The organism is Caldisericia bacterium (assembly GCA_021158845.1).
Lineage (GTDB): Bacteria > Caldisericota > Caldisericia > B22-G15 > B22-G15 > B22-G15.
The window spans coordinates 1-4976 of sequence record JAGGSY010000127.1 but is presented as its reverse complement, the minus strand read 5'-3'; the positions used below and the strand labels follow the sequence as shown (position 1 = coordinate 4976).

At 38.5% G+C, this 4976-nt stretch carries 4 protein-coding genes; all 4 read left to right on the top strand.

What is annotated here, in order from left to right; all coding sequences use genetic code 11:
* Nucleotides 1-353 precede the first annotated feature (353 nt).
* Genes J7J33_04735 through J7J33_04720 form a run of 4 tightly spaced genes read left to right on the top strand, consistent with a single transcriptional unit; the run spans nucleotide 354 to nucleotide 4715 of the window.
* Nucleotides 354-1394 carry a leucyl aminopeptidase gene (locus J7J33_04735; GenBank protein ID MCD6168593.1) on the top strand — a complete coding sequence of 347 codons (1041 nt, stop codon included), beginning with the start codon at nucleotides 354-356 and terminating at the stop codon, nucleotides 1392-1394.
* A gap of 9 nt (nucleotides 1395-1403) precedes the next feature.
* Complete coding sequence (locus tag J7J33_04730) at nucleotides 1404-2531, top strand: DUF917 domain-containing protein (GenBank protein ID MCD6168592.1); 1128 nt, start codon at nucleotides 1404-1406, stop codon at nucleotides 2529-2531.
* Nucleotides 2532-2572: 41 nt separating this feature from the next.
* A complete protein-coding gene (locus tag J7J33_04725) occupies nucleotides 2573-3340 on the top strand; it encodes a hydrogenase expression protein HupH (GenBank protein ID MCD6168591.1) in 768 nt (255 codons plus the stop codon).
* A 25-nt stretch (nucleotides 3341-3365) separates the two neighbouring features.
* Entirely contained in the window at nucleotides 3366-4715 is a 1350-nt protein-coding gene (locus J7J33_04720; protein MCD6168590.1) for a cytosine permease, read from the top strand.
* Nucleotides 4716-4976 lie beyond the last annotated feature (261 nt).

Sequence of the window (4976 nt, the reverse complement as noted above, 5' to 3'; positions counted from 1 at the left end):
ATATCAGAATCTCCTAAATTGTTTACAATCACAATGCATAAATGACCATATTTCTATCTCCTTGTTAGTTAAAATGTTCAAGTTAATCCTAAATTAATTATTATAGAGTACATTAGAGTTATTAGCAAATCAGAAGATAGTCACTACTAATAAAGTACATTATTGTACATTATGATTTTGTTGTCTATTAACGTTCTATCTTAGACTTTAATACATTTTAACGTGCATTAGTAATTAAACACATGATGAACACCTTCTTTAAGTCATGTATGACAAAAAATTTCACTTTCATTAACGAATTTAGTCAGTAAACTATAAATATTTACAAATTAAGTTAAATGTGAGGTGATTTTATGCAATATGAATTTGAATTGGGTAAAGCAGCGAATACTATTGTGAACGAATTATGTCGAGTGAAAAAAGGTGAAACTGTGCTTATCACAACCGATTCAATAATGGATTTAAGACCCCCTTTAGAAACTGCTAAAGCCGCTGAAGCCGCAGGTGCAAAAGTAATGTTGGCAGTACACTCAACCCCTAGCGGATATGGTAAAGTTGTTGATCCTCAAATTCCAGAATCTTTAAAAGCAGCAATACCAGCTGCAGATGTATGGATTGAATTTAACAACCAATGGCTTCTTTACTCAACTCCTTGGGATATTGCCATGGCGAATAACAAAACCAGATATCTATTCTTAGGAGGCCTGAATTCAGAGCGTATAGTAAGGCTAATTGCAAAAGTTGACATCGATTTGCAAGAAAAATTTCAGAACAAAGTTGTTGAGTTGACAAAGAAAGCCCATAAGGTTCATATTACAACTCCCGCCGGTACAGATGTAACATTTGAAAACGTGCCTAAGCGGCCTATTACTAATGAATTACGTGCGGACACTCCTGGTCCACATTTCTTGCTTGGCCAAATTGGTTGGGCTCCAAAGGAAGACAGCATCAACGGCAGAATTGTCTTTGATGGTTCTTTCTCCGGTGGGGGGGAAATGGATCTTGGCATCTTAAAAGAACCTATCGAACTAGAAGTTAAGAAAGGCAAGATAATTGAGATAAGAGGGGGAGAAGAAGCTAAGAAAGTAAAAAGATGGCTAGAGAGTTTAAACGACCCTAAGATGTATTACCTAGCTCACGTGTGCTATGGATTTAATCCAGGTGCAAAACTAACAGGACTTTGCACAGAAGATGAACGTATTTGGGGAAGTACAGAGTGGGGTATTGGTCATCAGGGCCCAATGTTCCAAGGTGATCTAGGCCCAGCAGTTTCCCATGCAGATGGTATCTGTTTGAACTCTACAGTATGGTTAGATGATGAATTGCTAATGGAAGAAGGCAAAATAGTTCATCCTGAATTAGTAGAGCTTGCTCGTGCTATAGGCAAATTGTGAGGTGAGTTTATGCCGACACAAATAAAGACCCCTAAGGATGCAGAAGATTTTGTTAGAGGGTGTACCCTTTTAGGTACCGGTGGAGGAGGAGATCCAAAAAAAGGACTAAAACTCCTACTTGAAGATCTTGAACAAGGCTTAAAAATAAAATTCGAAGATCCAAGAGAAATAGATGATAACGTCTATACAGCATGTCCATTTTTAATGGGTTCGATAGCACCACTAACCGAAGAAACAAAGAAGAGAATGAAATTCTATGGGTTGGAAAAGAAGGTTGTCGATCGTATTCTTGCAGCTGCAGTAAAAGAACTAGAGGAATATAGCGGAAAAAAGATTTCTGCACTAGTTCCAATTGAGTTAGGAGGACAGAATACTCCTGCAGGGGTGGATGCTGCAGTACGACTAGGACTTACAGTAGTAGATGGGGATTATACTGGAAGGGCAATTCCAGAGATTGAACAAACTACTCCTGCTATTTCTAACAAACCAATGCTCCCAATAACAAGTGTTGACGAATGGGGAAACAAGGCAATAATTAAGAATGCTGTAAATTACAGAGTTGCTGAGAATATTGGAAAATTGATAAGTGTTGCTGCTTTTGGCCTAGCCGGTCAAGCTGGATTCCTTATGCCCGCCAAAGATATGAAAGAGGTAGTTTTAAGAGGGACACTAACACAATGTTTGGAACTTGGACGGACTATAAGAGAAGCAAGAGAACAAGGAAAAGATCCAGTTAAGGCCGCTGCAGATTATTTGGATGGGTGGATCCTTTTCAAGGGAGAGATATTCAAAAAAGAGGCTGAAGACAAAGAAGGATACTATTGGGGTACAAATTACATAAAAGGCATTGAGGAGTTCAAAGGCCACACATTCAAAATATGGTTCAAGAATGAAAACCATGTAAGCTGGTTTGATGATGAACCTTATGTCACGAGTCCAGATATAATTGCAGTAGTGGACTTGAAAACCGGAGAGCCAATAACTAACACAAATACTGCCCCTGGAATGAAGGTTGCAGTAATTGGAGCAAAATCTCCAGAAATTTGGAGAACACCAAAAGGTCTTGAAGTTTTGTCACCACCACACTTCGGGTTTGAGAACATCCAGTGGAAACCAATAGAAAAAATTGTGTACTAAAGATCCTTGTTTTTATCATTTATTATGCGGAGGGGTGCAAATTGCAAAAGAAGATAAAAATCTTGGATATATTTCCAGATATATACACGGAAGACTGGAAATTGGCAAAAAAAGAGCGAGAAGAGCTTTCAAAATTTTTAAATGAACAAACAAATGGCTTAGTACAGCTTGATTTGGTTTTTGTGGAAAAAGGAGGGGCATCTATAGAAGGGGCTTTTGATATAGCAGTTAATACTCCTTATATTCTTCAAAAAGTCAAGTGGGCTGAAAAAAGTCATTATGATGCAGTGGTTATTGATTGCTTTGATGATCCGGGATTAGAGGCAGCTAGGGAAATAGTAACTATTCCGGTCGTAAGTGCTAATCAATCAGCATGCTTTTTAGCTTCTGAACTTGGCCAAAGATTTTCAATAATCAATGTGGTTCCAGAAGTTGAAGTGAGAAGTAGGTATCTTCTAAGAAAATATGGAATAATAGACAACCTTGCTTCGATTAGAACTATAAACGTTCCCGTTTTAGACCTAGAGAAAAATTATACAAAGGTTCTTCAAGCAGTTGTAGATGCTGCAAAAAAGGCAGTGATAGAAGATGGGGCTCATGTAATAGTTTTTGGATGTACCGGGATGGCAGTGTTCCTTAAAGAGGTCAAAACTGAGCTAGAAAAGGAGGGGCTCAATGTTCCAATAATAGAACCCTTAAGAGCTGCAATTTACGATGCCATTCGCCTAGTGCTTATGGGAGTAACCCATAGTAAGATGGCATATAGAGTGCCAAGAGAAAAGTTACGTGTTTTAGATTTTGAGATTTAAAAACATCTTGAGGGAGATGATAAAAATGGGAGTTGTTGAGAAAATTAAGGATTTCTTTTGGGGAGGAGAAGAAACAATAGTTGACGAGGATATTTACGAACCAATCCCAATGGAAGCCAGAGTTCCGTGGTATCACATGTTCTGGATATTTGTAGGCATGTGGGTCTCACTATACTCAGTTGCAATTGGATACAGTATTGGTAGACAATTATCTCCAAAATTAGCAATAATAGCGACTATATTAGGATATCTAATAGCAGGAATAGCAGCAGCGTTTGTTTCTGAAATAGGCAGAACAAAAGGTCTTCCTAGTTACGTATTAGCCAAAGCACCATTGGGCTTCTTTGGACAACTTCTTATAGCAGCAATAATGTTCGTGATAATCGGATTTGGATCGTTAGGGCTACAAGCAGATGCGGTTGGAAGAATGTGGACCTCTTCAGTCTCATTTCTCAGTGGTCACAGATTACTAGTTTCAGGCATTTTGTGTACCTTGATGATGCTTTCGGCAATAAGAGGAATAAAAGGACTAGCCTACGTCAGTTGGTCATTTATGCCATTTTTCTATATCATGATTGTTCTAGCCACATATTTTGCAGTGAAAAACTATCCGGGAGGTCTTTCTGCAATTTTAGCCATACAACGTCATGAAATGAGTTTTTCACGAGCGGTCTTCTTGAATGCAGGAGCTTGGGCAGGCTTTGTAATGCTGATGGCTGATGTAAGTAGATTTCTAAAGAGTAGAAAAGAGTCCTTTATACTAGTACCAACAGCGTTTGTAATAGGTGGAATCCCACCTGCCCTTGGAGTAATACTAGGTGCTACCTTAGATGTAGAGCTGGAGTTAGTATGGATGGCAGTAGGTGTCGGTTCACTCTTTGCAATGCTTGGAATAGTTGCCTCAACTGGTGCTGGATGGACTACAAATGATAATAATGCTTACACTGCGGGTTTAGCGTTAGCTACACTAACGTATCCATGGAGAAAGCTTACAAGGAGACAAGCAACGACTATTGTCGCTATACTTGGTGTATTAGGTGCAATGACGGGAATAGGAACATTAAAAGTTTTTGAATGGATAGCAGCATTTCATGGTTCTTTTAATATGAGTTTTGTTGGGGTACTAGTCGCCCACTATTTCATAGTTGCAAAAGATAAAGAAATTCAAACAAAAGGATTAGCTGGAATTTTAGCATGGTTAATTAGTGGCTTGCTCGCATACTTCCATATTATTCCATATGAATTTGTGACAGGAGCACTAACAGCATTTGTTCTTTACTTAGTATTCTACTATGGAGTAGAACGCCCCTTATTTGGAGAACAAGTAGTCGATCGGGTTAGACCAACAGTATTTTGGAAATCCCAATCCAAGTAGAAGATTTAGTATTGATGTTTCTTTTTATTTTTTGAACAAACCGCCTTAAGGAAGTTTGAAAAAACTAATAAATGGTGGTGTAAATGAGCATAGAGGTTGTTTCTAAGGAAGTTGAAAGGCTCAGGGATGAAATGGTGGAAACACTAATAGAACTCATAAAAATTCCTGCAATTAGTCCGGATAGTGGGGGTGAGGGGGAGTACGATAAGGCTCAAAAACTCTTGGAGATCATCAAAGGCTGGCCGTTTGATAAGATTGAAC